We start from the raw sequence: 23,833 nt of genomic DNA on the forward strand, positions 1-23,833 counted from the left end.
ACGGCACTCGCCGTACCCCTTCGCTGTCGGTGGGTCCCGGCATGATGACCGTATGCGTGCCGCTCGTCTGATCAAGATGGTGCTGTTGCTCCAGTCCCGGCCCTCCATGACCGCCGCCGAGCTGGCGCGGGAGCTGGAGGTGTCCGAACGGACGGTCACCCGGGACGCGCAGGCCCTGTCGGAGGCCGGTGTCCCGGTCTACGCCGGGCGGGGCCGCGCCGGCGGGTACCGGCTGGTCGGCGGGTACCGGACCCGGCTGACGGGGCTCGCGCGCGGCGAGGCCGAGGCGCTGTTCCTCAGCGGTGTGCCGGGGGCGCTGCGGGAGATGGGTCTGGAGGACGCCGCGTCCGCCGCGCGGCTGAAGGTGTCGGCCGCCCTGCTGCCCTCGCTGCGCGACGCCTCCCGTACGGCGGCCCAGCGCTTCCATCTGGACGCGCCGAACTGGTTCACGGAGCCGAAGGCCCCCGAGCTGCTGCCGGCCGTCGCGGACGCCGTGTGGGACGACCGCCGGATCGTCGCCCGCTACCGGCGCGGGGAGGACGAGGTCGAGCGGGAGCTGGAGCCGTACGGGCTCGTGCTGAAGGCCGGCGTCTGGTACCTGTGCGCCCGGGTCGCCGGGGCCGGTGCCCACCGGGTGTACCGGATCGACCGGTTCACCGCCGTCGCCGCCGGTGACGGGCGGTTCGAGCGGGACGAGGCGTTCGACCTGCCGGGGTTCTGGGAGGAGCGGGCCGAGCAGTTCGCGCGGTCGATCCTGCGCGCCGAGGTCGTGCTGCGGGTGTCCCCCGAGGGGGCGCGCGCCCTGCGGTACGCCGTCGATCCGCGGGCCGCGCGGGAGGCTCTGGAGGCCGCGGGCGCCCCGGACGGGGACGGCTGGGTGACGGTGACCGTACCGGTGGAGTCGGAGGAGGTCGCCCGCGGTCAGCTCGCGGCGCTCGGCCCGCGGGTGGAGGTGCTGGCCCCGCGGTCGCTGCGGGAGCGGTTCGCCGCCGACGCGATACGCCTGGCCGCCCTGTACGCCGACTGAGCGCGCGGTACGCCGACCGAGCGCGCGCCCCATAACAATCCGTCGCACTCCACGTGCGCCCCACCGGTCCAGGGCCGATGCTTGACCCGTGATGGACGAGACGGAGTTCTGGGAGCTGGTGGACGCCACCCGCGAGGCCGCCGCGGGCGACCCCGAGGAGCAGGCCGATCTGCTGGTGGAGCGGCTGGTCCAGCTGGACCCGGACGCCGTGCTCGACTTCGCCCGCCACTTCGAGGCCCGCTACAACCGGGCGTACACCTGGGACGTGTGGGGTGCCGCGTGGATCCTGCTCGACGGGGCCGGCGACGACGCCTTCGACTTCTTCCGCTGCTGGCTGATCGGCCAGGGCCGCGAGGTGTACGAGGGCGCGGTGCACGACCCGGACGCGCTCGCCGAGCTGCTGGACGACTTCGACGAGGAGTTCGACGGCGACGGGGAGGAGCTGGGGTACGCCGCCGACGAGGCGTACGAACAGCTCACCGGTGCCGTCGCCCCCGATCTCGGTCTTCCGCCGGCGCCTGCGGAGCCGTCCGGCACCCCCGTCGACTTCGAGGACGCGCGGGCGCTGGCGGAGCGCTTCCCCCGGCTGTGGGAGCGGTTCAGGGGCTGAGGACGCCCAGGAGGCGCCCTGGGGCCGCCCGGAACCCGCCCGCGCCGGACCGGCCCGGCGCGCCCCCGTGCCCCGCGGGCCGGCCCTGGAGGCGGGCCGCGGTGGCCCTGATCTCCGGGAGGCGGGCGCTGAGGGCGGCGCCGGGGCAGCTCGTCGAGAAGCCGTCGTTGTGACCGGCCACGGTGGGCAGCGTGGCGGTGGTGCCGGACGCGTAGCGGCTGAGGTCGTTGCTGGAGGTCAGCCGCACCTTGGCGCGGGGGTCCGTCCCGGAGAGCCCCAGCTTCCACGCCACGACCGCCGCGATCGCGTCGGTCATCGCCTTGGGGACGGGCACCCCGGCCGTGAAGGTGCCGAGGGCGGCGACGCCGGCGGTGCGGTGGTTGAACCCCTGCGTGTGGGCGCCGGTGACGGCCCGGTCGGTGCCGCCTGCCCGGCCCTCGTAGATCGTGCCGCAGCGGTCGACGACGAAGTTGTAGCCGAGGTCGTCCCAGTGCCGGCCGCCGGTCTGGCCGGCGTAGAGGTGCTGGATGATGCGGGGCGAGTCGGCGCAGTCGTAGTGGTTGGGCGAGTCGGTGTGGTGGACGAAGACGGCGATCACCTTGTCGTCGTAGCGAGGGGGCGGCTGGGTGTGCAGGCTGTCCTCGTCGAGCCAGACGTCCCGGGGCACGATGGGCGGCCGGGCCGCGTGGTACGAGGCGGGGCGCGCCGCGACGGGCCGCTTCTCCCGCTCGACGTCTCGCTCCACCCCGTCGGCGCACAGCACGAGCGCGAGCGCGGCGGCCAGTCCCGGTACGCAGCCGAGGACCACGAGGACTCCCCGTTCCCCGGGGCGACCCCGCACCCGTTCCGCCGTGATCCGTCGGATGGCACACATGGTCCTACTGTCCGACGGATCGGGTCCGCCCGCGATGTGGGGTGTGACACCGGGTGGAACCATCATCCGGGTCCGGGGCGTTCCCCCAGGTGTACGCAGCGTGGCCGAATCCCCGTGACACGCCGTCGTGCGCTGATCAGGGCGCGCTCCGCACGCGTACCAAGAGGTCCGAGAGAAAGGCGGCTCAGTGGACCTGCTCGACATCCTGCTGCTGCTCGTGATGGTGGCCTACGCGGCGTCCGGCTACCGGCGGGGGCTGGTGGCCGGCTGTGTCTCGCTGGCCGGCTTCGTGGGCGGCGCGGCGATCGGCGTGTGGCTGCTGCCGTGGGTGATGGACCTGGTCACGCCGGGCACCACCCGGGCGACGGTGGCCGCGGTGCTGACCGTGCTGCTGCCCGCCGTGCTGGTGCACGAGCTGGCCGGGCGGCTGGCCCTGCGGCTGCGCCGGGAGCTGGACCGCGGGCCGCTGCGGGTGGCCGACGGCATCGGCGGGGCGGTGGCCAACGCGGTGGCCGTGCTGATCGTGGCCTGGGTGGCGGCGAGCGTGCTGGCCGCGTCCTCCTCGCCGCTGCTGACGTCGGCGATCCGTGACTCCCGGCTGCTGGGCGGCGTGCAGGACGCGATGCCGGACACCACCCCGGCCTGGTTCTCGCGGGCGACGTCCGCGCTGACGGAGGCGGGTTTCCCGCAGGTCTTCAACCCGTTCGAGAACGAGTCGACGGCCGAGGTCGCCAAGCCCACCGGCGACAGCGTCACCCCGGCCGCCACGGAGGCCGCCAGGCGCAGCACCGTCAAGATCGAGGGGTCCGCGGGCACCCAGGGCCGCGAGGGCAGCGGCTTCGTGTACGCCCCGCAGCACGTGATGACCAACGCCCATGTGGTGGCCGGCATCGACCGGCCGGACGTCCGCGTGGGCGGCGTCGGGCCGTCGTACGCCGCGCGGGTGGTGCTCTTCGACCCCCGGCGCGACGTGGCCGTGCTGTACGTGCCCCAGCTGCGCGCCCCCGTCCTGCGTTTCGACGAGGACGCCACGCGCGGCGACTCCGCGGTCGTGGCGGGCTACCCGGAGGACGGCGCGCTGGACCTCCAGGCGGCGACGGTCGCCGGCCGGGTGCAGGCCACCGGCCAGAACATCTACAACGACGAGACCGTGACCCGCGAGATCTACTCGGTCCGCTCCACGGTGCGCCCCGGCAACTCGGGCGGGCCGCTGCTGACCACCGACGGCCGGGTGTACGGGGTGGTCTTCGCCCGTTCCACCACCGACGACGAGACGGGTTACGCCCTGACCGCGGACGAGGTGGCCTCGTCCGCCCGGCGCGCGGCGACCTCGACCGCCCCGGTGGACACCGGGGACCTGGTCACCTCGTGAGGCCGGGGCGCGTCACAGGGCGCGCCCCATGAGCACGTCGTCGGTGTACGTCCCGTCCACGTGGAATTCCCCGGGCAGGACGCCCTCCACCACGAACCCCTCGGACGCGTACAGCGCGCGGGCCGGGGCGTTGTGGCCGAGGACGCGCAGGGTGAGGCGCCGGGCGCCCTGGCGGCGGGCCTCCTCGACGGCCGCGCGGACCAGCGCCCGCCCGACGCCGTGCCCCCGGGTCTCGTCCGCGACCGCCAGCCCCTGGATCTGCCGTACGTGCGCGTTGGAGGCGAGCCGGGTCGGCGGGACCACGCGGATGTACCCGACGACGCGGCCGCCCAGCTCCGCGACGAGGGTGTCCTCGCAGGCGTGGCGTGCGTCGAAGAAGGGCGGGTAGGGCGGGCGCGGCCTGGGCACGACGGCGTGCAGGGGCGACCAGGTGAGGCGGTCGAGCCGGCTCAGCTCCTCGTCGTCCTCGGGCCGGGCGGTGCGCAGCAGGGGTTGCCGTAGGGACTCGGACATGCCCGCAGCCTACGAGGAGGCATCAGGGCGGGTTCAGGGCAGGATGGCGAGCATGGATCTGTCGAGAATCGTGGTCGCCGGTTCTTCCGGTCTGATCGGTGCGGCCCTGGTGCGCTCGCTCGTCGCGGACGGGCACGAGGTGGTCCGCCTGGTACGCCGGGCGCCCCGCGCGGCGGACGAGGTCCGCTGGGACCCCGAGGGCGGTGAGGTGGCGTCCGAGGTGCTCGCCGGGTGCGACGCGGTGGTCAATCTGGCCGGTGCGAACGTGGGGGCGCGGCGCTGGACCGAGGCGTACAAGCAGAGCCTGCGGCGCGGCCGGGTGCGGGGCACGGCGGCGCTGGCCTCGGCGATGGCGGCGCTGAAGCCCGGGGAGCGGCCGCGGGCCTTCGTGAACGGCAGCGCGATCGGCTACTACGGCGAGAGCGGCGAGCGGGCCGTCGACGAGTCGAGTCCGCCTGGGGGGGGCTTCCTGCCGGAGCTGTGCGTGGAGTGGGAGGCCGCGGCGGCGCCCGCGCGGGAGGCGGGGGTGCGGACGGTGTTCGTGCGCACCGGCCTGGTCGTGGCCCGGGAGGGCGGCGCGTGGGGGCGGCTGTTCCCGCTGTTCCGGGCGGGGCTGGGGGGACCGCTGGGGGACGGGCGGCAGTACTGGTCGTTCGTGTCGCTGCACGACGAGGTGGCGGCGATCCGGCATCTGCTGGACGCCGAGGAGTGGTCGGGGCCGTTCAACGTGACCGCTCCCGAGCCGGTGACGAACCGCGAGATCACCGCGGCCATGGGGCGTGTGCTGCACCGGCCGGCGCTGCTGCCGGTCCCGGCGCCCGTCCTGCGGACCGTGCTCGGCGAGATGGCCGGGGACGTCCTCGGCAGTCAGCGGGTGCTGCCGAAGCGGCTGCTGGAGTCGGGCTTCACCTTCGCGTTCCCCGACATCGAGGGGGCGATCCGGGCGGCCCTGCGGTAGCGGGACGGATCGGACCCGGTGTCCGTATGCGACCGCCGTGCGACCGTGCTCTGTCGATGCGCGACTGTCCCTGACCCGTCGCGTCCGTAACCTCGTGCCGAACTCGGGTATTTCCTGGGCCAGTTGGGGGCATGACGTCTCCACCGGCCGCGCAACCTCGAGGAGGGGCACGTGCTTGAGCCCGCGTACCAGGCGGACGTCGTCATCGTGGGAGCCGGGGTCGCCGGGCTCGCCGCGGCGCACCGGCTGACCAGCGCAGGAATAACCACCGCGGTCCTGGAGGCGGCCCCCTACCCGGGTGGCCGCATGTCGACCGAGAAGGTCGACGGCTTCCGGCTGGACCGGATCGGGCAGCTTCTGTCGACGTCGTATCCCGAGCTCCGCCGGACACCGGCCCTGGACGCGCTCGCGCTGCGGTCCTTCGCCCCGGGGGTGCTGCTGCACAGCGACGGGCGCCGGCACCGCGCCGGCGCGCTCACCGGCCCGGCGAACGCGCGGCGCGCCAGGGGCGCACTACACGCGGTACGCGCCCTGGCGAGCGCCCCCAGGCCCTCCGCCGTCCCCCGGGCGCGCACCGGAGCCTCGCTGGGCACCGCCGTCGACCAGGCACGTCTCGGCGCCGCGCTCGCCCGGCTGGCCTCCGCGCCCGTCGAGCGGCTGCTGAACCGCCCGGAGGCTCCGGCCGCGCAGGCCCTCGCGGAACGCGGCATCCCGGCGCGCACGATCGACGGCTTCCTGCGGCCGCTGCTCGCCGCCCTGCTGCACGACCCGGAGCTGACGACGTCCAGCCGGTGCGCGGACCTCGCGCTGCACGCCTTCGCGGGCGGCCGGCTGTGTCTGCCCGAGGGGGGCGCCGAGGCCCTGCCCGACCTGCTCGCACGCTCGCTGCCGCCGGGCACCGTGCACACCGGGGTGCGGGTCACCTCGGTCGCCACGACGGCCGTGACGACCGCCGAGCACGGCGCGATACGGTGCCGGGCGGTGCTGCTGGCCACCGACGCGCGGACCGCAGGCGAGCTGCTGCCGGGGCTGCGCGTGCCCGGTTTCCACCCGGTGACGGTTCTCCACCACACGATGGACGAGGCACCGGAGACCGGCGCCTCGCTGCTGCTCGACTCCGACCGGAGCGGCCCGGTGGCGTACACGGCGGTGATCAGCCGCGTCGACCCGAGCCGCGCCCCGGCCGGCCGAGCCCTCGTCACCTCGACGGTCCTCGGCACCCCGCCCCCGGACGTCGACACGGCCGTACGGACGCACCTGGCCCGCCTGTACGGCACCTCGACGGCCCGCTGGGAGACGCTGGCCGTGCACCACACGCCCGAGGCCGTGCCCGCGATGACCGCGCCGCACGACCTGCGCCGCCCGGTGCGGCTGCTGGCGGGCCTGTATGTGTGCGGCGACCACCGCGACACCAGCACCGTCCAGGGCGCCCTGCACTCGGCCCGCCGGGCCGCGACGGCGATCCTGACGGACCTGGGCGCGGCGGGCTCCCTGAACCGGGCGGAGCCCTTACGGACGGCGGCCTGAGCGCAGCGGCACCCTTACGGGCGGGGCCTGGGGCGGGCGGCCGTCCCTTGCGGGGCGGGACCGTGCGGACGGCCACCCGCGCCCCCGTCACAGCAGCGCGGCGACCTTGTCCCGGTAGCCCCGGACCGGAGCCGCGTCCCGGTAGGGCTCCAGCCTGCGCTCGAAGTCCCGGACGTACTCGATCGCCCGGACGGACCGCATCTCCACGGCCTGGCCCGCGGCCTCGGCGCCCAGGGCGCACGCCTGGTCGAGTTCGCCGAGGCCGAGGCGGGCGCTGGCCAGGACGAGCCGGCAGAACAGGCGGCTGCGGGCGAAGGCGGGGGCCCGCAGCTGCAGGGAGCGCTCGGCGTGCTGCGCGGCCGCCCGGAACTGCTGGAGGTCCCGGTGGCAGTGGCCGAACTCGTCGGCGAGCTGCGCCTCGTCGAAGAACCGCGCCCAGTGCGGGACGTCGTCACCGGGGCGGGCGGCCTCCATGGCGCGCTCGGCCCGCACCAGGGAGGCCGTGCAGGCGCGCACCTCGCCGAGCACGCCGTGCCCGCGTGCCTCGCAGGCGTGCAGCAGGGCCAGCACCGCCGGCGGGGCGCCGGTGCCGACGCCCTGCTGGGCGACGCGCGCGAGCTGGACGGCCTCCCGGCCGTGCCCGAGGTAGACGGCCTGCCGGCTCATGGTCGCCAGGACGTACGCCCCGAACGGCCGGTCCCCGGCGGCCTGGGCCAGCCGCAGCGCCTGCACGAAGTAGCGCTGCGCGAGGCCGTGCGCGGCGATGTCGAACGACGTCCAGCCCGCGAGCCGCGTGAGGTCCGCGGCGGCGGCGAACAGCCGGCGGCCGGTCTGCTCGCCGTAGGTGCCGCGCAGCATCGGCTCGCACTCGTGCTCCAGGTAGCGCACGAGGGCCTGGCGGGCGTGACCGCCGCCGTACATGTCGTCCAGGGAGCGGAAGAGGTCGCCGACCGAGCGCAGCGCGGCGATGTCCCCGCCGGTGACCTTCTGGCCGGGCCCGCGCTCGGCCTGGCCGCGCTGGCGTGGCACCATCGGCCGGCCCGGGACCTGTACACGGGTGACCGGCTCGCCGCGCGCGACCTTCTCGTCGGCACGGCCGATCAGCCAGTCCCGGCTGGGCACGACCAGGCCGGCCGGGGTGAACGCGATCTTGCGCAGCTCGGCATGGCTGCCCGAGTCCTTGCGCCACAGGCCGCTGACGATGTCTACGGCCTCGTCGGGGGTCGCGGCGAACTCCAGCCCGGCGTACACGGGCGCACAGGCGTCCAGGCCGAGGTCCTGGGCGGTGAGTCGGCGGCCGAGGCGCCGGGTGAAGACCTCGGCGATCAGCGCCGGGGTCGTGCCGCGCGGCTGCTGCCCGCGCAGCCAGCGGGTGACCGACGTCTTGTCGTATCTCAGGTCAAGCCCGTGTTCGAGTCCGAGCTGGTCCACTCGGCGGGCGAGACCCGCGTTGGAGAATCCCGCTTCTGCGATGAGCGCGGCGAGCTGTCGATTGGGAGTGCGCTGCGCGGGTCGTTCCGTCATCTGCGGTGCGGTCTCCTGCCTTCGGGCGTCGCGTGGCCGTGCGGCCGCCGAACGCCCGGATTTGCCGGTGAGCAGCCCTTTTGGCCTCTCGAACGGCGCGAATGTAGCGGAGAGTAAGCAGCCGATCGCACATTACCCCGCCCATTCATCCGATCGTGTGAGGATTGCCCCAGCGGGCTGACGTGGGCCGCGGGAGCCCACTCGAACGGACCGGTCGTACAGTGGCGTAGGCACGCTTCGTGCCTTACGAGTTTCCGGTGCTTCTAGGGAGGCGCTTGCCGTGAGTGAGTTGCGGTTCGTCCGCATGGGGTTCGGGGCGGATGCCGTCGAGTACCAGGTGGCGTGGGACGAGCAGCGCCGCGTGCACGCGGCCCGGTTCGCGGACGAGATCGGCGACACCGTCCTGCTGCTCGAACACCCCCCGGTGTACACGGCGGGCCGGCGCACCGCCGACAACGAGCGCCCCCTGGACGGCACGCCCGTCATCGACGTGGACCGCGGCGGCAAGATCACCTGGCACGGCCCCGGCCAGCTGGTCGGCTACCCCATCCAGAAGCTCCCGCGCCCGGTGGACGTCGTGGCGCACGTACGGCGGCTGGAGGAGGCCCTGATCCGCACCTGCGCGGAGTTCGGCCTGGAGACCACCCGGGTCGAGGGCCGCAGCGGCGTCTGGGTACTCGGCGACCCCGTGGACCGCCGCCCGGCGCTCGGCGGCCTGTCCCTGGACTTCGACCCCCGCCTCACGGACGAGGAGTTCGACCCGAGGCTGAACGGCCCCGAGTACGCGCCCTCCAACGCCGGGCAGCGGCGCGAGGACCGCAAGATCGCGGCCATCGGGATCCGGGTGGCGAAGGGCGTGACCATGCACGGCTTCGCCCTCAACGTGAACCCGGACAACAAGTGGTTCGACAAGATCATCCCGTGCGGTATCCGGGACGCCGGGGTCGCCTCCCTGGCGGCGGAGCTCGGCCGGGACGTCACCATCGAGGAGGTGCTGCCGGTCGTCGAGCGGCATCTGCGGGACGTGCTGGAGGACGCGGACCTCAAGCCGCGGGAGATCGAGAAGGCGGCCGTCTGAGACCGGGAATGGGCCCCGCGGTCACGGGGTTGGCCTGACCGCAGGGCTCGGTAAGCACGGGCGTACCCTGGTGTACGCCGAAGAATCGAAGCACAGGGAGCCGACGTGTCCGCAGTCTCACCGGACGGACGCAAGATGCTGCGCCTGGAGGTCCGCAACAGCCAGACCCCCATCGAGCGCAAGCCCGAGTGGATCAAGACACGGGCGAAAATGGGTCCCGAGTACACCAAGATGCAGAGCCTCGTGAAGAGCGAGGGGCTGCACACGGTCTGCCAGGAAGCCGGCTGCCCGAACATCTACGAGTGCTGGGAGGACCGCGAGGCCACCTTCCTCATCGGTGGCGACCAGTGCACCCGGCGCTGCGACTTCTGCCAGATCGACACCGGCAAGCCAGAGGCGCTGGACCGCGACGAGCCGCGCCGCGTCGGCGAGTCCGTGGTCACCATGGACCTGAACTACGCCACCATCACCGGCGTCGCCCGTGACGACCTGCCCGACGGCGGTGCCTGGCTGTACGCCGAGACGGTCCGCCAGATCCACGAGCAGACCGCCGCCCGCGAGGCCGGCCGCACCAAGGTCGAGCTGCTCGCCCCCGACTTCAACGCGGTCCCGGAGCTGCTGCGGGAGGTCTTCGAGTCCCGCCCCGAGGTCTTCGCGCACAACGTCGAGACGGTCCCCCGGATCTTCAAGCGCATCCGCCCCGGCTTCCGCTACGAGCGCTCCCTCAGGGTCATCACCGATGCCCGCGACTTCGGCCTGGTGACCAAGTCCAACCTGATCCTCGGCATGGGCGAGACCCGCGAGGAGGTCAGTGAGGCGCTGCGGCAGCTGCACGAGGCCGGCTGCGAGCTGATCACCATCACGCAGTACCTGCGCCCGAGCGTGCGCCACCACCCCGTGGAGCGCTGGGTCAAGCCGCAGGAGTTCGTGGAGCTGAAGGAGGAGGCCGAGCAGATCGGCTTCTCCGGTGTGATGTCCGGCCCGCTGGTGCGCTCCTCGTACCGCGCCGGCCGGCTGTACCAGATGGCGGTCGAGAAGCGCGGCGCGTTCGTCGCCTCCCAGGCCGTCTGATGGCACGCCGCGTCTGTGTGCGGATGTGAATCCGCACACAGACGGAAGTTCCCGTGTTTCGGCGGTCGACGCGGTCCGGTACGTCGTCGCAGTTGGCGACCACGTCCGGGCCGCGTCCGGTCGTTCCGGCGCCACATCCGGTCTTCATCGGTGTTTGACCGGTCGGTCACGCCCTGGTAACACCAATCAGTGACCCTGGTTGCACACGCTGTGCACCGTTCACCGACACCAGCCACTTCCGAGGGGGGACCTCCGCCATGCAGGCCGCGCCGGTTCGCGCCACCGCCATCCCGTCGTTCACCGATGCACTGCGTGCCGTCGAGTCGCTGCTGATGAGCAGCGGCCAGCGCACGGCCCGCCGCAACGCCTGGACCTCCGTCCTGGAGGACCGCCGCCGCGCGAAGGACCGCGTCGAGGCGGAGCGCGTCCTGGAGCGGGCGCCCGCTCCCCGGCTCTGAGGCCACTCGCCGTCGAAGGCGCTCGCGGGGCCACGTAGACTTCGTGGCATGGCGAGGAAGGACACGGCAGCGGACGCTGCAAATGCCGGGCGACTCAAGCAGATCGCTCTGACCTACAAGATGACCCGCAGGGCCGACAAGAAGATCGGTCTTGTGCTCGCGGCTGTCGGAATCGTCACCTTCGGTGTCTTCCTCGCGATCGGCTTCTTGATCGGGCACCCCATCTATCTCGGCATCCTGGGCCTGCTGCTCGCCTTCCTCGCGACGGCGATCGTGTTCGGGCGCCGGGCCGAGCGGGCGGCCTTCGGCCAGATGGAGGGCCAGCCGGGCGCCGCAGCGGCCGTGCTGGACAACATCGGCCGGGGCTGGACGACGACCCCGGCGGTGGCGATGAACCGCAGCCAGGACGTGGTGCACCGGGCCGTCGGCAAGGCCGGCATCGTGCTGGTCGCCGAGGGCAACCCGAACCGGGTGAAGAGCCTGCTGGCCGCCGAGAAGAAGAAGATGAACCGCATCGTGGCGGACGTGCCGGTGCACGACCTGATCGTGGGCACGGGCGAGGGCCAGGTCGAGCTGAAGAGGCTGCGGACGACCATGCTCAAGCTGCCGCGCGTGCTCACCGGCCCCCAGGTGACCGCCACCAACGACCGGCTGAAGGCCATGGGCGACCTGATGAGCAACATGCCGCTGCCGAAGGGCCCCATGCCCAAGGGCATGAAGCTGCCGAAGGGCAACTTCCGGCGCTGATCGCGCCGCACCCCGACGAGAAAGGGGGCGCCCGGAGTGATCCGGGCGCCCCCTTCGTCGTAGGCGGACGCGGGCGGAGGCCGGGCTCTAGGCGCGGACCTCGACGGTGCCGGCCAGCCGGTCGTGCAGTCCGCGGCCGTCGCGGTCCCAGATCAGGGCCGGGAGGGCGACGCAGAGCAGGGCCGTGCGCAGCAGGGCGCGCAGCGGGTTGACGGTGCCGCTGTCCAGGGCGACCACGCGCAGCCCGAAGAGGCGCTTTCCGGGGGTGGAGCCGAGGGTGCCGACCGTCAGCACGCCCATCAGGAAGAAGATGAGCAGCGCCCAGTTGCTCGTGGCCTGGCCGTAGCCGTCGGTGAGAAGGCCGTATGCGATCAGGACGCAGAGCCCCCAGTCCACGACGAGGGCGCCGAGCCGCCGTCCGGGGCGGGCGATGGAGCCCGGGCCGTCCTGGGGAAGACCGAGCTGTTCCCCCCGGTATCCGAAGTCGACACCGGCTTCCTCGGCGGCCGCGCGCGGGCCGGAGAGCCAGGATCCGATTGCTTGCCTCTTGTCCACGCCACCACGGTACTGGGCCCGTTCTGGGATGTGGACAGGTGGGGTGAGGTGGGGGATGTCCGGTTAACGTGTGCGAAACAAACGGGTCACGCCCGAGAAATCACCCATCCCTAGGGTCGAGTGCAGCGTGTGCCACCCGCACTGGCAGCACGAACGATCTACCACCCCGGCGGGACGGTCGGGAGTAGGAGGAGCTGGATGTTCCAGAACGCCGACGAGGCCAAGAAGTTCATCGCGGACGAGGACGTCAAGTTCATCGACGTCCGCTTCTGCGACCTGCCGGGCGTCATGCAGCACTTCTCGCTGCCCGTCGAGGCGTTCGACCCCGACGAGGAGCTGGCGTTCGACGGTTCGTCGATCCGCGGCTTCCAGGCCATCCACGAGTCCGACATGGCGCTGCGCGCCGACCTGTCGACCGCGCGGGTGGACCCCTTCCGCCGTGACAAGACCCTCAACATCAACTTCTTCATCCACGACCCGATCACGGGCGAGCAGTACTCCCGTGACCCGCGCAACGTGGCGAAGAAGGCCGAGGCCTACCTGGCGTCGACGGGCATCGCGGACACCGCGTTCTTCGGCCCCGAGGCGGAGTTCTACGTCTTCGACAGCGTCCGCTTCCGGACCTCGGAGAACGAGTCCTTCTACCACATCGACTCCGAGGCCGGCGCCTGGAACACCGGCGCCCTCGAGGACAACCGCGGCTACAAGGTCCGCTACAAGGGCGGCTACTTCCCGGTCCCGCCGGTCGACCACTTCGCCGACCTGCGCGCCGAGATCTCCCTGGAGCTGGCCAAGTCCGGGCTGCAGGTCGAGCGCCAGCACCACGAGGTGGGCACCGCCGGCCAGGCCGAGATCAACTACAAGTTCAACACGCTGCTCGCCGCCGCCGACGACCTCCAGCTCTTCAAGTACATCGTGAAGAACGTGGCCTGGCGCAACGGCAAGACCGCGACCTTCATGCCGAAGCCGATCTTCGGTGACAACGGCTCGGGCATGCACGTGCACCAGTCGCTGTGGCAGGGCGGCTCCCCGCTCTTCTACGACGAGGCCGGCTACGCGGGCCTGTCGGACCTGGCCCGCTACTACATCGGCGGCATCCTCAAGCACGCCCCGTCGCTGCTGGCCTTCACCAACCCGACGGTGAACTCGTACCACCGCCTGGTCCCGGGCTTCGAGGCGCCGATCAACCTGGTGTACTCGCAGCGCAACCGCTCCGCCGCGATGCGCATCCCGATCACGGGCTCCAACCCGAAGGCCAAGCGCGTCGAGTTCCGCGCGCCCGACTCCTCCGGCAACCCGTACCTGGCCTTCTCGGCCCTGCTGCTCGCGGGCCTCGACGGCATCAAGAACAAGATCGAGCCGGCCGAGCCGATCGACAAGGACCTCTACGAGCTGGCTCCCGAGGAGCACGCCAACGTCGCGCAGGTCCCGACGTCCCTCCCGGCCGTCCTCGACTCCCTCGAGCGCGACCACGAGTTCCTGCTCCAGGGTGACGTCTTCACCCCGGACCTGATCGAGACGTGGATCGACTTCAAGCGCACCAACGAGATCGCCCCGCTCCAGCTCCGCCCGCACCCGCACGAGTTCGAGCTGTACTTCGACGTGTGATCGGCGCCTGAGCCGAGCAGGATCCGCGCCCGCGCCCCCGCCGTCCCGATGGACGGCGGGGGCGCGGGCGTGTGTTCTATTGTGAGGGGGTGGGATCGCACGGGGGTGGAGGCCATGGCTGAGTCGGGGCACGACGAGGACGAGCGCGAGTTCGACATCCGGTGGGCCGAGGCCGCCGAGCACAAGGAGCCGTCGGCGCGGGCCCGGATGCTCGCCGCGCGGTGGAAGCACGATCCGCCCGGCCCGGTGCCGTTCCGGCCCGAACCCGATCATGTGGCCCGCCGGCACCGCCGGTCCGGATGGGTGTCCACGGTCGTCGTCCTCGGCGGCATCGCCGCCGTCATCCTGCTGCTCGGCTACTTCCGGTTCACCGCGCCGTAGCGAGGGCGGGGCTTTGCCGCTCCTGGGGGCGACCGCGACCCGTTCATGGGAAGGAGCGGGTGCACACTGGGCAGTGGGACGAGTGCCTGAGTGCGGGATGGTGCACCATGCAGAGCCGCTTCCGCAGTGACCGGCGGCTGACCGCCCGGATGGGTGTCACGCTGTTTCTGCTCGGGTTGTTGTACGTGGCGTTCATCGCCGCGCTGGTCGTGCTCCTGAAGTCCTGGGTGCTGGTCGTGGTGATCGCCGCCGGCCTGCTGGGCGCCCAGTACTGGTTCTCCGACCGGGTCGCGCTGTTCGCGATGCACGGGCGGCCCGTGGAGCGTGAGGCGTATCCCGAGCTGCACGGCGTCGTCGACCGGCTCTGTGCCATCGCCGACATGCCGAAGCCGGTGGTCGCGGTGTCCGACCTGGAGATGCCCAACGCCTTCGCCACCGGCCGCAACGCCGATCACGCCGTGGTCTGCGTGACCACGGGGCTGCTGCGCCGGCTGGAGCGGGGCGAGCTGGAGGGGGTCCTCGCGCACGAGCTGGCGCACGTCGCGCACAAGGACGTCGCCGTGATCACCGTCGCCTCGTTCCTCGGGGTGATCGCCGGACTGGTCGTCCGGTTCGCCTTCTACTCGCAGCTCTTCGGCGGCGGCCGCCGCGACCAGAACACCGCGGTCGTGTTCGCCGCCGTCATGGGCGTGTCGGCCGCCGTGTACGCGCTCAGCTTCCTGCTGATCCGGGCCCTGTCCCGGTACCGCGAGCTGGCCGCCGACCGGGCCGCGGCGCTGCTCACCGGGCGCCCCTCGGTGCTGGCCTCCGCGCTCACCAAGGTCTCCGGCGACCTCGCCCGCATCCCGACGAAGGACCTGCGGACGGCCCAGGCGTTCAACGCCTTCTACTTCACCCCGGCGCTGGGCCGCGACCCCGGTCTGGCGCGGATCTTCTCCACCCACCCGAGCCTGGAGCAGCGGCTCGACCAGCTGGGGCGGATCTCCGCCGAGCTGGGTGAGGCGACGGCTCCCGGAGGGGTGTGAGCATGGGGCTGCTGGACATCCTGCTGGGCCGCAGCAAGCCGGTCGCACCCGATCTCGACCAGCTCTTCGGGCTGCCGTCGGCGGCCGTGACGCTGGAGGCGGCGACCGGGTTCCGGCCGACCGGGAGCGGCGCGGTGTGCTTCGCGACGGTCGAGGGCGCGGCGTTCGTGCAGACGCACCGGGAGGTGCAGGCGCTGCTGGACGCGGACGCCGGGCGGGAGGGCCTCCCGGTGGAGCTGACCCGGGACGCCTACGGCTACTCGTGGCTGGTCTCCCGGCGCTCCCCCGACCGGCTGCCGGACCTGGTCAACGATCTGCACGCGGTGAACAGCGCGATGGAGGTCAACGGGTTCGGCCCGCAACTGCTGTGCTCGCTGGCGGGCTTCGAGGGGACGGAGGAGGACGGCGAGCGAAACCGCCGTCTCGCCCTCGTCTATCTGTACAAGCGCGGCACCTTCTACCCGTTCGCGCCGCTGCCCGGCCGGCCGGAGCGGCGGGACAACGCGCTGGAGCTGCGGGTGAAGGCCGCGCTGGCGGGCGACCTGCGGATGGAGCAGGACCTGTCCCGCTGGTTCCCGGTGTGGGGCGCCCCCGGGCTGTGACCGGGGGCGCCCCGACCACCCGCGGTCACCACCGCGGGTGGTCTCAGTTGGCCTTCTCGCGCTCCTGACGGCGGGCCTCCAGGGGGCGCTCGCGACGGTAGCGGCGCTCCCACTTGGCCTGCATGTCGCGGCGCCGGCGGTAGCTGCGGTAGTCGGCCGGTGCGCTGCCGCCCGCCGCCGGGCCTCCCCCGGCTCCGCCGCTCGGCGCGGCGGAGCCACGGCCGTACTGGACGTAGAGGAAGAGCACGGCGACCGCGGCCAGCCAGTAGACGTGGTTTCCGAATCCGAGTATCACCAGGACGACAGTCCCGGACATGACGATGGTGCCCATCACGGGCCTCCGTGGGCGTGCGTAGGTCTGAGCGGTGATCGGGATGTCCCCGGCGGGGCGCTGGGGGCGGGCGGCCGTCCGTCGGTGCCGTAGAGAGTAGCCCCGAGTCCGCGGGGCGGCGCCCGTCCTGCGGGAAACGGCGTGGGCTGCTCCGTTACGCGTCTCCAGGGTAGGGATCCGGTCACGCGGCGTGCACCTCCTTTTCCCGGGGCGCGTGCGCCGTGAATGAATGGGGCGCATGACCGGACTCTCCTCCTTCACCTGCGCCCACGACGGCGAGCTGCTCAGCGGGGTGCACGGCGGTCCGGCCGGTGATCCCCGGCTGCCCGCGGTCGTGCTGCTGCACGGTGCCGGTCCCGGCACCAAGGACCGGCTGCTGCCGCTGCTCGCGGACTTCGCCGCCCGTGGCTGTCACGCCCTGGCCTTCGACTTCTCCGGGCACGGCGAAAGCACCGGCGAGCAGGAGGAGTTGAGTCTGCGCCGGCGCCTGGAGCAGGCGGTCGCCGTGATCGACGCGCGCGTTCCCGCGGGCGCCCCGCTGGTGGTGGTCGGGTTCAGCATGAGCGGGCAGACGGCCGCGGACCTGGTCGCGCGCTACGCGGAGCGGGTGGCGGCGCTCGGGCTGTGCGCGCCGGCGGTGTACGCCGCCGAGGCGTGGGACGTGCCCTTCGGTACCGGGGACGGGCCGTTCAGCGAGATCATCCGCAGGCCGGGCGGCTGGCGCGGGGCGCCCGCGCTCCGGGCGCTGCGGGCGTACGCCGGACGGGCCGTGCTCGCGGTCCCGGAGACGGACGCCGTGATCCCGCCGGAGGTGACAGGGGCGGTGCAGGATGCGCTGAGCACCCGGGCCCGCCTCACGCGGTTCGACGTACGGGGCGCGGAGCACATGCTGGGTCTGTGGTTCGAGAGCCACGCGGAGGACCGGCGGACGTTCGTGGACGCGGTCCTGGACGGCTGGGCCGGTCCCGCGGGGCCGGACGCCTGAGGCGCCGCCGGGCCCCGCGGCGTACGACGGCCACCGGCCGGTCCGGCGTCACACGCCCGGCGCCGCCGCGATCACCCCCGCCGCGATGGCCGCGCCCAGCGTCGTGTGGTCGGTGACCGTCTGGTCGGCGTAGGCGAACGCGAAGTCGGTCACCGCGCGGTCGAAGGTGTCGGAGGCGCCGAGGTAGGCGGCGATGGCGATGCGGTCGCCGGAGCGGGCGTGGGCGCGCGCGAGGGCGGTGCCGCACAGCCGGGCGTAGGCCAGCAGGTCTCCCGGGCTCATCCCGGCGACGTCCGCGCCGCCCTTCATGTCCCGCAGCTGACGCCAGTAGAAGGCGCGGCCCTGCGGCCCCGACATCCAGCCGAGGAAGATGTCGCTCGCGGCCTGGAGCAGGCGCTGCCCGGCGACGACCCGGTGCCCGGGGTGGGTGTACGGCCCGCCGGGCAGATGCTCCTCCAGGACCGACTGCCGGGCCTCCTTGATCTGGAGGAAGAGCGGGTCCTCGGCGTCCCGCCCGGTGAGCAGCACGATGAAGCAGCGCAGTCCGACGCTGCCGACGCCGACGACCTTGCGGGCGGCGTCGACGAAGCGGTAGCGGTCCAGCAGCAGCCGGCGTTCCTCCGAGAGGGTCGAGCGGTAGTCGCTGAAGACCTTCCGCAGGCAGGCCATGTCGGAGGCGCCGGCGGGCACCAGGAGCGGCGGGTCGTGGATGATGCGCCGGCGGCCGTCCACCACCTCGGTCAGCTTGCCGTAGGCCCGCAGGCTGGTGCGCCGGCGGGCCCGGCCGAGGGTGGCCTCGACGCGGTGCCGGTCGCGGGCGGAGCGGGCCAGCGGCAGGAGTTCCTCGGTGTCGATGCGCATGTACCAGACGTCGAGTTCGCCGAGCCGGGCGAGCCGGCGCATGGCGGTGCGGTACGCGGCGACGGCCTCCTGGGCCGCGCGCCCGGCCTTGGCGTCCGGGTGGCCGTTCTCGCGGGCGGCCACCACGATCGAGGCGGCGAGCCGTTTGACGTCCCACTCGAACGGGCCGGGGTGCGTCTCGTCGAAGTCGTTGAGGTCGAACAGCAGGGAGCGTTCCGGTGGGGCGTACAGGCCGAAGTTGAGCAGATGGGCGTCGCCGCACAGCTGCACGGTCAGACCGGTGTGCGGGAGGGCGGCGAGGTCGGCGGCCATCACGGCGGCGGCGCCGCGCAGGAACGCGAAGGGGGAGGACGCCATCCGCCCGTGCCGGATGGGCAGCAGCTCGGCCAGCCGGTCGCGTCCCTGGCGTTCCAGTACGGCGACCGGGTCGGGCCGGCCGAAGGGCGGGACCCAGCCGGCGTGGCCGGAGCGGCGGACGCGCTGCCGGGCGGCCCGGCCCCGCTCGGCCCGCTCGGCGGGGCTGCCGGCGGCGGTCATGCGGGACTCCGGCCCACGGGTGCGTGCCGGGCCCCGCGGGGCAGGCGGGGCCCCGTGGGCGATGCGCACGGGCCGGTCTGCCGCCGTGTGCCGTCCCTGTCCATCGCACCTCCCGCTGCCGAACGCGGTCGTGACCCCTGTCTGGCAGTGAAGGCGGGCCGGGGGGCGTCCGCATGCCGGATACGGCGAACGGGTGACGGCCGCCGGGTGCCCTCCCCTCGGCGGGTACCCCCGGCGGCCTGGCCCCGAAAGGGCGCCCCCTGGCGGGGGCACCTCTAGCGGGCGTACCTCATGAGTGCCCGGACCATGTGGCAGGTCGTCTCGGACGGCGGGTGCACGCCGATGGTCTCCGCGGCGCTGCGGATCCGCTCGTTGCGGGCCTGGTCGGCCAGGTAGACCCCCGAGTCGAGGAGAGCTATCGCGAGGCGCATGGCCTTGAGACGGCGGTTGTGCGTGATGTACCACTCGCGGGGCCGGCCCGGCGGCAGCGTCCGCTTCTCCACGGGCGCGTACGGCAGATCGAGCAGGACCGGGTGCTGGGCGGTGGACTGGGTGCGCGGCGGTTTGCGGGCGGGCTTCGGCTTCAGTGCGGCAGCGGGCACAGGCATCCTCCTGTCGCGGACGAGCGCCCTCCGGACGAGTCCGGTGACGCTCTCGAACACTGACTCCATTCTACTGTCCCCCACTGACAGCCGGGAGTTCCAGATGTCCAGGAAATCACCTGGTCAGAGCGGAAGTTGTCGATCCGTCAGCCATGTGGGGAGCGAACTGCGCACACCGGTCAGGAAATCGAACATCGAGGGTGTGGGGATGCCTTGTGCGGTAGGGAGGCCGTGTGGGACGCGCTGACCCGCGAGGGCTGATTCCTCGCCGGACGCCCGACTCCGGCCTCTGTGACGTACGTTACGCCGACTCCTTCGGTAACCGCTGAGTAACAGCGTTCGGTATCTCGTACATAGCGGCGTACGCTCCCCTACCTCCCAGGAGGCGCGGATGTCGCGCAGGAGAACTGTCAGCACGAAGAAGAAGCTCGCCCTGCTGGTGAGTGCGGCGACGGTGGCGGGAGGCGGTGCCTTCGTCATGGCGAGCACCTCGAACGCCTCCCAGACGCCCACGGCGACCGTCAAGTCCGCCGCGGACTCGACGGTGTGCCAGGGCCTCGCCACGGCGCTCGGCAACAACCAGCGGTTCATCGACGGGCAGCGGGCCAACCCGGACGCGCAGTCGCAGGCCCGCATCGCCAACCGCGAAGCCGTCATCAAGCAGATCAAGGTCCAGCAGGAGGCGTCCGGGTGCGCCGTCGGGGAGTCGGCTCAGGGCTCCCAGGCGGCACAGCCGAGCGCTCCGGCGGGCGGCGCGGCCGGGAACGGGGGCCAGGCAGCCGGGAACGGGGGCCAGGCGGCCGGGAACGGGGGCGCCGGGCAGAACGCCGGCGACGCGGGGAACGGCCAGAACGCGGGGAACGGCAACGCCGGTGGCGGTGCCGCCGCGGGCCAGCAGGTCTGCAACGGCTCGACCGTCACGCTGTCCGGCGAGGGCGGGGCACCCGCCGCGTCCAGCAACCAGTTCCCGGCGGGCACCAAGCTGAAGGTCACCAACCTGGACAACAACAAGTCCACGACGGTGGAGGTCACCTCGGTCTCGGGCAGCTGCGTGCTGCTGAACAACGCGGCCTTCGAGCAGGTCCGTGAGCCCGGCAAGTTCCTCATCCGCCGGGCCGTGATCGAGAAGGTGGGGTGAGGACCGGGCGACCACGACGCCGTACGTGTCAGGGGCCCCGCCGCTCGCGGCCACGAGCGGCGGGGCCCCGCGTGTGCCGTCCGGGCGGGGCCCTCGACATCGCATACGAGTGCGGGTCCGACGCCCCTCCCCCGGCGCCGGACCGGGCCCGGTGTGCTTCGCGCGGGTGCTCACCGCGTGAATCGGGCCCCACCGGCACCCGGTAACACGGGGTTCACAGATGGGCAATGGCCGGGAAATCGCCTGTTGACAGGCTCCCGGACAGCGAGGGAGCGGTGCCGCGGCGCCGCAGCACCCGCAGTACGCGCCCTGACCCACCCCGAAGGAAGTGGCCCGTGACCTTCAAGGCTGAGTACATCTGGATCGACGGCACCGAGCCGACGGCCAAGCTCCGTTCCAAGACGAAGATCCTGGCGGACGACGCCAAGGGTGCCGAGCTGCCGATCTGGGGCTTCGACGGGTCCTCCACCAACCAGGCCGAGGGTCACGCCTCGGACCGCGTGCTGAAGCCGGTCTTCACCTGTCCCGACCCGATCCGCGGCGGCGACGACGTCCTCGTGATGTGCGAGGTCCTGAACATCGACATGACGCCGCACGAGTCCAACACCCGTGCCGCGCTCACCGAGGTCGCGGAGAAGTTCGCCGCGCAGGAGCCCATCTTCGGCATCGAGCAGGAGTACACGTTCTTCAAGGACGGCTACCCGCTCGGCTTCCCCAAGGGCGGCTTCCCGGCCCCCCAGGGCGGCTACTACTGCGGTGTCGGCGCCGACGAGATCTTCGGCCGTGACGTCGTCGAGGCCCACCTGGACAACTGCCTCAAGGCGGGCCTGGGCATCTCCGGCATCAACGCCGAGGTCATGCCCGGCCAGTGGGAGTTCCAGGTCGGCCCGCTGTCCCCGCTGGAGGTCTCCGACCAGCTGTGGGTGGCCCGCTGGCTGCTGTACCGCACGGCCGAGGACTTCGGCGTCGCGGCGACCCTGGACCCGAAGCCGGTGAAGGGCGACTGGAACGGCGCCGGCGCGCACACCAACTTCTCCACCAAGGCGATGCGTGAAGGACCCGAGGGGTATGCCGCCATCATCACCGCCTGCGAGTCCCTCGGTGAGGGCTCCAAGCCGCTCGACCACGTCAAGAACTACGGCGCCGGCATCGACGACCGCCTCACCGGTCTGCACGAGACCGCCCCGTGGAACGAGTACTCCTACGGCGTCTCCAACCGCGGCGCCTCGGTCCGTATCCCGTGGCAGGTCGAGAAGGACGGCAAGGGCTACATCGAGGACCGCCGCCCGAACGCCAACGTCGACCCCTACACGGTGACCCGTCTGCTGGTCGACACCTGCTGCTCCGCGCTGGAGAAGGCCGGCCAGGTCTGACCGGCCGCCCCCGGCTCGAAGGGGCGCCCACCGTCACCGGTGGGCGCCCCTCTCCCGTGCGGGAAAGCGATCAACGTCACGCCGGTGACCAGCGGGAAACGGTCCGGGGGTTGTTCCGAAGGGTCCCCTCGGGGGCGGGTGTCTGCTTCAATGGGTACATGGCCGGCTTCCAGAACCTCTCCGCGACGGGTCGTTTCGACCTCGAGCCGTTCTGGCCTTCCCGTCAGCACCACGACTTCGACCGGGTGTGTTGCCGCGCGCTGACCGCGCGGGCCCGGTAGAGCCGTCACCCCGGCCCTCGGCCAGCGCGACACGACGTACGTCTTCCCACGGACCTCTCGCGCGAAAGAGCTGACCTCCCATGGCGACCACCCGTTCCCTGTCCTCCGCCCCCACGCTCCCCTCCCCCTCGTCGACCGGTGTCCGGCAGCATCTGCGTGCCGTCGACCGGGACGAGGTGATCGACGTCGCGGACCTCCTGCCGCCGGGCGCCACCTGGCTGCCCGCCCCGCAGCACTCCCTGCCGGCCCTGCCGGGGCAGCCGCCGATGGTCGGCTACCTGGTGCTCGTCCCGGCCGACCGGCAGCCGGCGCTCGTGCCGGCCGCCGAGCCCGTCGACGACCCGCTGGTCGCCATCGACCCGGTACGCCGCACCGCCGCCGTCGACGGACGTGAACTCGACCTGACCTACCTGGAGTTCGAGCTGCTCGCGCATCTGGTGGCGCACCCGCACCGGGTGCACACCCGCGACCAGCTGGTCACCACGGTGTGGGGGTACGGCCATGTCGGCGACGGCCGGACCGTCGACGTGCACATCGCCCGGCTGCGCCGCAAGCTGGGCGCCGAGCACCGGGACACCATCCGCACGATCCGCCGCGTCGGCTACAAGTACGCCCCGCCGGCCGGGCGCTGACCGCACGCCGCGCTCTCTGCCCTCGGCAGAGCGCCGTTCCCTCCCGCGCCCCCTGCGTGCAGAGTCGGCGGTATGAGACTTCTGGTGCTGGGTGGTACGGAGTTCGCGGGACGGGCGGTCGTGGAGGCGGCGCTCGGGCGTGGCTGGGAGGTGACCGTCCTCCACCGGGGGCGGCACGAACCCCCGGCCGGGGTGCGGTCGCTGCACGGCGACCGCACCGCGCCCGGCGGGCTCGCCGCCCTCGCCGGGGACGAGACGTGGGACGCCGTGGTCGACACCTGGTCGGCGGCGCCGCGCCCGGTCCGGGACGCGGCGCGACTGCTGCGGGACCGCGCCGGGCGGTATGTGTACGTGTCGAGCTGCTCGGTGTACGCGTGGGCCCCGCCCGCCGGGTACACCGAGGAGGCGCCGGTGGTCGAGGGCGCCGACGCGGGGGCCGGGCCGACCGACTACGCGCGGGACAAGCGGGGCGGCGAACTGGCCGCCGTCGAGGGCTTCGGGGCCGGCCGCTCGCTGCTGGTGCGGGCGGGGCTGCTCCTCGGGCCGTACGAGAACGTGGGCCGGCTGCCGTGGTGGCTGAACCGGATGGCGCGCGGCGGGCCGGTCCTGGCGCCCGGCCCGCGCGACCTTCCGCTCCAGTACGTCGACGTCCGGGACCTCGCGGAGTGGATCCTCGGCGCGGTGGAGGCCGGGCTGAGCGGCCCGTACAACCTGATGAGCCCCCAGGGGCACAGCACCATGGGCGAGTTCCTCGACGCCTGCGCGGCGGCGGCCGGGCCGGACGCCGAGCTGCGCTGGGTCGACCCGGGCGTCGTCCTGGGCGCGGGCATCGAGCCCTGGACCCAGCTCCCGGTGTGGGTGCCGCCGGGCAGCGACCTGCACGACGCGCTGCACGCGGCGGACGTCTCCCGGGCCGTGGCGAGCGGACTGCGGTGCCGTCCCGTCACCGAGACGGTGGCCGACACCTGGCGGTGGCTCCAGGGCCTCGGCGGCACCGCGCCGCAGCGTCCGGACCGCACCCTCAAGGGCCTGGACCCGGAGCTGGAGGCGAAGGCCCTCGCGGCCGCCGAAGACGGCTCCAACGTCTGACCGGCCCCTTCACCCGCCGTACGGGATCAACAACTCCCGGTACCGCAGGGGCCGTTGAGCACCCGCCGTAAACC

At 73.1% G+C, this 23,833-nt stretch carries 25 protein-coding genes; 18 read left to right on the forward strand and 7 right to left on the reverse strand.

The annotated features are described in order from the left end of the window. Positions 1-52: 52 nt before the first annotated feature. Positions 53-1,027: a WYL domain-containing protein gene (locus tag ABZ899_RS10405; protein ID WP_361343650.1), complete on the forward strand. Its 975-nt coding sequence runs from the start codon at positions 53-55 to the stop codon at positions 1,025-1,027. Between the two features lie 91 nt (positions 1,028-1,118). Continuing rightward, entirely contained in the window at positions 1,119-1,637 is a 519-nt protein-coding gene (locus ABZ899_RS10410; protein ID WP_361344608.1) for a DUF4240 domain-containing protein, read from the forward strand. On the opposite strand, the gene ABZ899_RS10415 is transcribed toward ABZ899_RS10410, so the two are convergent. Beyond that, a complete protein-coding gene (locus ABZ899_RS10415) occupies positions 1,627-2,511 on the reverse strand; it encodes a peptidoglycan recognition protein (RefSeq protein ID WP_361343652.1) in 885 nt (294 codons plus the stop codon). The two genes, ABZ899_RS10410 and ABZ899_RS10415, sit on opposite strands and share 11 nt — an antisense overlap. Before the next feature lie 187 nt (positions 2,512-2,698). Here ABZ899_RS10415 and ABZ899_RS10420 point away from each other — a divergent pair, with 187 nt between their 5' ends. Next, entirely contained in the window at positions 2,699-3,883 is a 1,185-nt protein-coding gene (locus ABZ899_RS10420; protein WP_361343653.1) for a MarP family serine protease, read from the forward strand. 12 nt (positions 3,884-3,895) lie between these two features. Here the strand turns inward: ABZ899_RS10420 and ABZ899_RS10425 are convergent, their stop codons facing one another. Next, positions 3,896-4,396: a GNAT family N-acetyltransferase gene (locus tag ABZ899_RS10425; protein WP_361343655.1), complete on the reverse strand. Its 501-nt coding sequence runs from the start codon at positions 4,394-4,396 to the stop codon at positions 3,896-3,898. A gap of 52 nt (positions 4,397-4,448) precedes the next feature. On the opposite strand from ABZ899_RS10425, the gene ABZ899_RS10430 reads away from it, so the two are divergent. Both ABZ899_RS10430 and ABZ899_RS10435 read left to right on the forward strand, forming a co-directional pair. Further along, complete coding sequence (locus ABZ899_RS10430) at positions 4,449-5,354, forward strand: TIGR01777 family oxidoreductase (RefSeq protein ID WP_361343657.1); 906 nt, start codon at positions 4,449-4,451, stop codon at positions 5,352-5,354. Positions 5,355-5,525: 171 nt separating this feature from the next. Beyond that, a complete protein-coding gene (locus tag ABZ899_RS10435) occupies positions 5,526-6,881 on the forward strand; it encodes an NAD(P)/FAD-dependent oxidoreductase (RefSeq protein WP_361343660.1) in 1,356 nt (451 codons plus the stop codon). Positions 6,882-6,968: 87 nt separating this feature from the next. Here the strand turns inward: ABZ899_RS10435 and ABZ899_RS10440 are convergent, their stop codons facing one another. Further along, on the reverse strand, positions 6,969-8,405 hold the full coding sequence (locus ABZ899_RS10440; protein ID WP_361343663.1) for a regulator: 1,437 nt from the start codon (positions 8,403-8,405) through the stop codon (positions 6,969-6,971). A gap of 280 nt (positions 8,406-8,685) precedes the next feature. Between ABZ899_RS10440 and lipB the strand changes: the two genes are divergently transcribed. From lipB to ABZ899_RS10460, 4 genes are all read left to right on the forward strand, one after another. Continuing rightward, positions 8,686-9,483: a lipoyl(octanoyl) transferase LipB gene (gene lipB, locus ABZ899_RS10445; protein WP_361343665.1), complete on the forward strand. Its 798-nt coding sequence runs from the start codon at positions 8,686-8,688 to the stop codon at positions 9,481-9,483. Positions 9,484-9,588: 105 nt separating this feature from the next. Then, positions 9,589-10,554 (forward strand): lipoyl synthase, encoded by a 966-nt coding sequence (gene lipA, locus ABZ899_RS10450; protein ID WP_361343668.1) that lies wholly within the window; start codon positions 9,589-9,591, stop codon positions 10,552-10,554. A 257-nt stretch (positions 10,555-10,811) separates the two neighbouring features. Continuing rightward, a complete protein-coding gene (locus ABZ899_RS10455) occupies positions 10,812-11,012 on the forward strand; it encodes a hypothetical protein (RefSeq protein WP_361343671.1) in 201 nt (66 codons plus the stop codon). Between the two features lie 48 nt (positions 11,013-11,060). After that, complete coding sequence (locus ABZ899_RS10460; RefSeq protein ID WP_361343673.1) at positions 11,061-11,759, forward strand: DUF4191 domain-containing protein; 699 nt, start codon at positions 11,061-11,063, stop codon at positions 11,757-11,759. 87 nt (positions 11,760-11,846) lie between these two features. On the opposite strand, the gene ABZ899_RS10465 is transcribed toward ABZ899_RS10460, so the two are convergent. Then, a complete protein-coding gene (locus tag ABZ899_RS10465; protein ID WP_361343676.1) occupies positions 11,847-12,314 on the reverse strand; it encodes an RDD family protein in 468 nt (155 codons plus the stop codon). Between the two features lie 198 nt (positions 12,315-12,512). On the opposite strand from ABZ899_RS10465, the gene glnA reads away from it, so the two are divergent. The 4 genes from glnA to ABZ899_RS10485 all read left to right on the forward strand — a co-directional run bounded on the left by glnA (position 12,513) and on the right by ABZ899_RS10485 (position 15,930). Beyond that, the gene (glnA, locus tag ABZ899_RS10470; RefSeq protein WP_361343679.1) at positions 12,513-13,922 is read left to right on the forward strand and encodes a type I glutamate--ammonia ligase; all 1,410 of its coding nucleotides are present in this window, start codon (positions 12,513-12,515) and stop codon (positions 13,920-13,922) included. 114 nt (positions 13,923-14,036) lie between these two features. Continuing rightward, entirely contained in the window at positions 14,037-14,303 is a 267-nt protein-coding gene (locus tag ABZ899_RS10475; protein ID WP_361343681.1) for a hypothetical protein, read from the forward strand. Positions 14,304-14,410: 107 nt separating this feature from the next. Continuing rightward, complete coding sequence (gene htpX, locus ABZ899_RS10480; RefSeq protein ID WP_361344610.1) at positions 14,411-15,328, forward strand: zinc metalloprotease HtpX; 918 nt, start codon at positions 14,411-14,413, stop codon at positions 15,326-15,328. A 2-nt stretch (positions 15,329-15,330) separates the two neighbouring features. Beyond that, complete coding sequence (locus tag ABZ899_RS10485; protein WP_361343684.1) at positions 15,331-15,930, forward strand: hypothetical protein; 600 nt, start codon at positions 15,331-15,333, stop codon at positions 15,928-15,930. Positions 15,931-15,973: 43 nt separating this feature from the next. On the opposite strand, the gene ABZ899_RS10490 is transcribed toward ABZ899_RS10485, so the two are convergent. Next, positions 15,974-16,261, reverse strand: a complete 288-nt coding sequence (locus ABZ899_RS10490; RefSeq protein WP_361343687.1) for a hypothetical protein — start codon at positions 16,259-16,261, stop codon at positions 15,974-15,976. A gap of 238 nt (positions 16,262-16,499) precedes the next feature. Between ABZ899_RS10490 and ABZ899_RS10495 the strand changes: the two genes are divergently transcribed. Continuing rightward, positions 16,500-17,246, forward strand: coding sequence for an alpha/beta fold hydrolase (locus ABZ899_RS10495; protein ID WP_361343690.1), 747 nt, complete (start codon positions 16,500-16,502; stop codon positions 17,244-17,246). Positions 17,247-17,294: 48 nt separating this feature from the next. On the opposite strand, the gene ABZ899_RS10500 is transcribed toward ABZ899_RS10495, so the two are convergent. Both ABZ899_RS10500 and ABZ899_RS10505 read right to left on the reverse strand, forming a co-directional pair. Beyond that, positions 17,295-18,644, reverse strand: coding sequence for a DUF2252 domain-containing protein (locus ABZ899_RS10500; RefSeq protein ID WP_361343693.1), 1,350 nt, complete (start codon positions 18,642-18,644; stop codon positions 17,295-17,297). A 275-nt stretch (positions 18,645-18,919) separates the two neighbouring features. Beyond that, positions 18,920-19,246: a hypothetical protein gene (locus tag ABZ899_RS10505; protein WP_361343696.1), complete on the reverse strand. Its 327-nt coding sequence runs from the start codon at positions 19,244-19,246 to the stop codon at positions 18,920-18,922. 391 nt (positions 19,247-19,637) lie between these two features. On the opposite strand from ABZ899_RS10505, the gene ABZ899_RS10510 reads away from it, so the two are divergent. The 4 genes from ABZ899_RS10510 (at position 19,638) to ABZ899_RS10525 (ending at position 23,759) form a co-directional block, all read left to right on the forward strand. After that, positions 19,638-20,384 (forward strand): hypothetical protein, encoded by a 747-nt coding sequence (locus tag ABZ899_RS10510; protein WP_361343699.1) that lies wholly within the window; start codon positions 19,638-19,640, stop codon positions 20,382-20,384. Between the two features lie 335 nt (positions 20,385-20,719). Beyond that, entirely contained in the window at positions 20,720-21,757 is a 1,038-nt protein-coding gene (gene glnII / locus ABZ899_RS10515; RefSeq protein WP_361343702.1) for a glutamine synthetase, read from the forward strand. A 361-nt stretch (positions 21,758-22,118) separates the two neighbouring features. Continuing rightward, positions 22,119-22,670, forward strand: a complete 552-nt coding sequence (locus ABZ899_RS10520) for a winged helix-turn-helix domain-containing protein (RefSeq protein ID WP_361343705.1) — start codon at positions 22,119-22,121, stop codon at positions 22,668-22,670. A gap of 72 nt (positions 22,671-22,742) precedes the next feature. Beyond that, positions 22,743-23,759: an SDR family oxidoreductase gene (locus ABZ899_RS10525; protein WP_361343707.1), complete on the forward strand. Its 1,017-nt coding sequence runs from the start codon at positions 22,743-22,745 to the stop codon at positions 23,757-23,759. Positions 23,760-23,833 lie beyond the last annotated feature (74 nt).

The organism is Streptomyces sp. NPDC046859, assembly GCF_040645135.1.
In the GTDB taxonomy this organism is placed as follows: Bacteria; Actinomycetota; Actinomycetes; order Streptomycetales; family Streptomycetaceae; genus Streptomyces.

What these genes read in the sequence shown, in the direction of transcription:
- ABZ899_RS10405 (WP_361343650.1), top strand. Translation starts at nt 53, where the DNA reads ATGCGTGCCGCTCGTCTGATCAAGATGGTGCTGTTGCTCCAGTCCCGG.
- ABZ899_RS10410 (WP_361344608.1), top strand. Translation starts at nt 1,119, where the DNA reads ATGGACGAGACGGAGTTCTGGGAGCTGGTGGACGCCACCCGCGAGGCC.
- ABZ899_RS10415 (WP_361343652.1), bottom strand. Translation starts at nt 2,511, where the DNA reads ATGTGTGCCATCCGACGGATCACGGCGGAACGGGTGCGGGGTCGCCCC.
- ABZ899_RS10425 (WP_361343655.1), bottom strand. Translation starts at nt 4,396, where the DNA reads ATGTCCGAGTCCCTACGGCAACCCCTGCTGCGCACCGCCCGGCCCGAG.
- ABZ899_RS10430 (WP_361343657.1), top strand. Translation starts at nt 4,449, where the DNA reads ATGGATCTGTCGAGAATCGTGGTCGCCGGTTCTTCCGGTCTGATCGGT.
- ABZ899_RS10440 (WP_361343663.1), bottom strand. Translation starts at nt 8,405, where the DNA reads ATGACGGAACGACCCGCGCAGCGCACTCCCAATCGACAGCTCGCCGCG.
- ABZ899_RS10455 (WP_361343671.1), top strand. Translation starts at nt 10,812, where the DNA reads ATGCAGGCCGCGCCGGTTCGCGCCACCGCCATCCCGTCGTTCACCGAT.
- ABZ899_RS10460 (WP_361343673.1), top strand. Translation starts at nt 11,061, where the DNA reads ATGGCGAGGAAGGACACGGCAGCGGACGCTGCAAATGCCGGGCGACTC.
- glnA (WP_361343679.1), top strand. Translation starts at nt 12,513, where the DNA reads ATGTTCCAGAACGCCGACGAGGCCAAGAAGTTCATCGCGGACGAGGAC.
- ABZ899_RS10475 (WP_361343681.1), top strand. Translation starts at nt 14,037, where the DNA reads ATGGCTGAGTCGGGGCACGACGAGGACGAGCGCGAGTTCGACATCCGG.
- htpX (WP_361344610.1), top strand. Translation starts at nt 14,411, where the DNA reads ATGCAGAGCCGCTTCCGCAGTGACCGGCGGCTGACCGCCCGGATGGGT.
- ABZ899_RS10485 (WP_361343684.1), top strand. Translation starts at nt 15,331, where the DNA reads ATGGGGCTGCTGGACATCCTGCTGGGCCGCAGCAAGCCGGTCGCACCC.
- ABZ899_RS10490 (WP_361343687.1), bottom strand. Translation starts at nt 16,261, where the DNA reads ATGGGCACCATCGTCATGTCCGGGACTGTCGTCCTGGTGATACTCGGA.
- ABZ899_RS10495 (WP_361343690.1), top strand. Translation starts at nt 16,500, where the DNA reads ATGACCGGACTCTCCTCCTTCACCTGCGCCCACGACGGCGAGCTGCTC.
- ABZ899_RS10500 (WP_361343693.1), bottom strand. Translation starts at nt 18,644, where the DNA reads ATGACCGCCGCCGGCAGCCCCGCCGAGCGGGCCGAGCGGGGCCGGGCC.
- ABZ899_RS10510 (WP_361343699.1), top strand. Translation starts at nt 19,638, where the DNA reads ATGTCGCGCAGGAGAACTGTCAGCACGAAGAAGAAGCTCGCCCTGCTG.
- ABZ899_RS10520 (WP_361343705.1), top strand. Translation starts at nt 22,119, where the DNA reads ATGGCGACCACCCGTTCCCTGTCCTCCGCCCCCACGCTCCCCTCCCCC.
- ABZ899_RS10525 (WP_361343707.1), top strand. Translation starts at nt 22,743, where the DNA reads ATGAGACTTCTGGTGCTGGGTGGTACGGAGTTCGCGGGACGGGCGGTC.